The 1,866-nt window shown below is 73.2% G+C and carries 2 protein-coding genes; one reads left to right on the top strand and one right to left on the bottom strand.

The genetic code is table 11. The annotated features are described in order from the left end of the window. The coding region (locus L7D48_RS28545; protein ID WP_237883959.1) for a 1-acyl-sn-glycerol-3-phosphate acyltransferase at nt 1-757 on the bottom strand (757 nt) is incomplete at its 3' end. 182 nt (nt 758-939) lie between these two features. On the opposite strand from L7D48_RS28545, the gene L7D48_RS28540 reads away from it, so the two are divergent. Continuing rightward, nucleotides 940-1,710, top strand: coding sequence for a carboxylesterase (locus L7D48_RS28540; RefSeq protein ID WP_237883957.1), 771 nt, complete (start codon nt 940-942; stop codon nt 1,708-1,710). Nucleotides 1,711-1,866 lie beyond the last annotated feature (156 nt).

Here is a 1,866-nt window from a genome sequence, read left to right as displayed (position 1 = left end):
CCCGGGCCCCGCCGCCCCCGGGCGTCTTCCCGGCCCTGTGCCGCGCGGCGCGCTCGGCCTTCTCCGCCTTCTCCCGCTCGGCGATCTGCCGCTTGGCGGCCGTGGCGTACATGTCGACGTACTCCTGGCCGGACAGCTTCATGATCTCGTACATGACCTCGTCGGTGATCGACCGCAGGACGAAGCGGTCGCCGTCCATGCCCTGGTAGCGGCTGAAGTCCAGGGGTTCGCCGATCCGGATGCCGGGCCGCATCAGCTTCGGGACGACCTTGCCCGGCGGCTGGATCTTCTCGGTGTCGATCATCGCGATGGGGATGACGGGCGCGCCGGTGGCCAGCGCCACCCGGGCCAGTCCGCCCGGCTTGCCGCGGTAGAGGCGGCCGTCCGGGGAGCGGGTGCCCTCGGGGTAGATGCCGAACAGCTCGCCGCGCTCCAGCACCTGGATGCCGCTGCGGATCGCGGCCTCGCCGGCGCCCCGTCCGCCCGAGCGGTCCACCGGGAGCTGGCCGATGCCCTTGAAGAACGCCGCCGTCAGCCGGCCCTTGACGCCCGGGGTGGTGAAGTACTCCGCCTTGGCGATGAAGGTGACCTTGCGGTCCAGGACGGCGGGCAGGAAGAAGGAGTCGGAGAACGACAGGTGGTTGCTCGCGAGGATGGCCGGCCCCTCGGCCGGGATGTTCTCCAGACCCTCCACCCAGGGACGGAACGCGAGCCTGAGCCCGTTCCCGAGGGAGAGCTTCATGACGCCGTACAACAACCGAGGAACCTCCTGTGTCTGCCGGTAAGACCATATCCCGCCGGGACCGCTCCCCCTCCCTCGTTCCGTTCCCGCGCGGGCCGTCCGGCCTACCCGGTCACCGCGCGCACGCGTAGGGTGGCAGCACCCCGCCCGCCCGTGCCGGGCGCCCCACCGAGTCGACCACCGAACGGAGATCCACGGTGCCCCTGCTCCCCGGTGCCGAACCGCTGCGCCACGACGGCGGCGATGTCGGCGTCCTGCTGTGCCACGGTTTCACCGGCTGCCCGCAGTCGATGCGCCCCTGGGCCCGCCACCTGGCCGACAGGGGCCTGACCGTCTCGCTGCCGCTGCTGCCCGGCCACGGCACGCGCTGGCAGGACCTGGCGGTCACCGGCTGGCAGGACTGGTACGCGACCGTCGAACTCGAACTGCGCAGGCTGCGCGAGCGCTGCGAGCAGGTCTTCGTCTGCGGCCTGTCGATGGGCGGGGCGCTCGCGCTGCGGCTGGCCGCCCTGCACGGCGACGCGGTCAGCGGGGTCGTGGCGGTCAACCCGGCGGCCACCCTCCCGCGGATCCAGGGGTACGCGCTGCCCGTCCTGCGCCATCTGATCCCCTCCACCCGGGGCGTCACCGGCGACATCGCCAAGGAGGGCGCGGTGGAGGTCGGCTACGACCGGGTGCCGCTGCACGCCGCCCACTCCCTGTACGACCTGCTGCGGACGGTGCGCGGGGAGCTGCCCCGGGTCACCCGGCCGCTGCTGCTCCTGCACAGCCGCGTGGACCACGTCGTCTCCCCCTCGGACTCGGCGCTGATCCTGGAGCGGGTCTCCTCGCGCGACGTCACCGAGACGGTGCTGGAGCGGAGCCTGCACGTGGCCACACTGGACCACGACGCGGAGCGGATCTTCGCGGACTCCTACGGATTCATCACCCGCCTCACAGCGAGGAAGACGGCACGTGACGGAGCGTGAGCAGGGCCGCGGCGAGGGCCCGGAGCCCCTGGACGAGGAGGCGGCCTGGGCCCAGATCGTGGCCGCCTACGGGGAGGAGCCCGCGAGCCCTCCGGAGGAGGAGCGGCGCGGCGGCCGGTCCGGCGGGAGCGACGGGGAAGGCGGGGCCGAAGGCCC

The sequence above is a fragment of the Streptomyces sp. ICN903 genome (genome assembly GCF_022015835.1).
Taxonomy (GTDB): Bacteria; Actinomycetota; Actinomycetes; order Streptomycetales; family Streptomycetaceae; genus Streptomyces; species Streptomyces fenghuangensis.
Note: the sequence above shows the minus strand (reverse complement) of the source record. Positions and strands in the feature narration are given on the sequence as shown.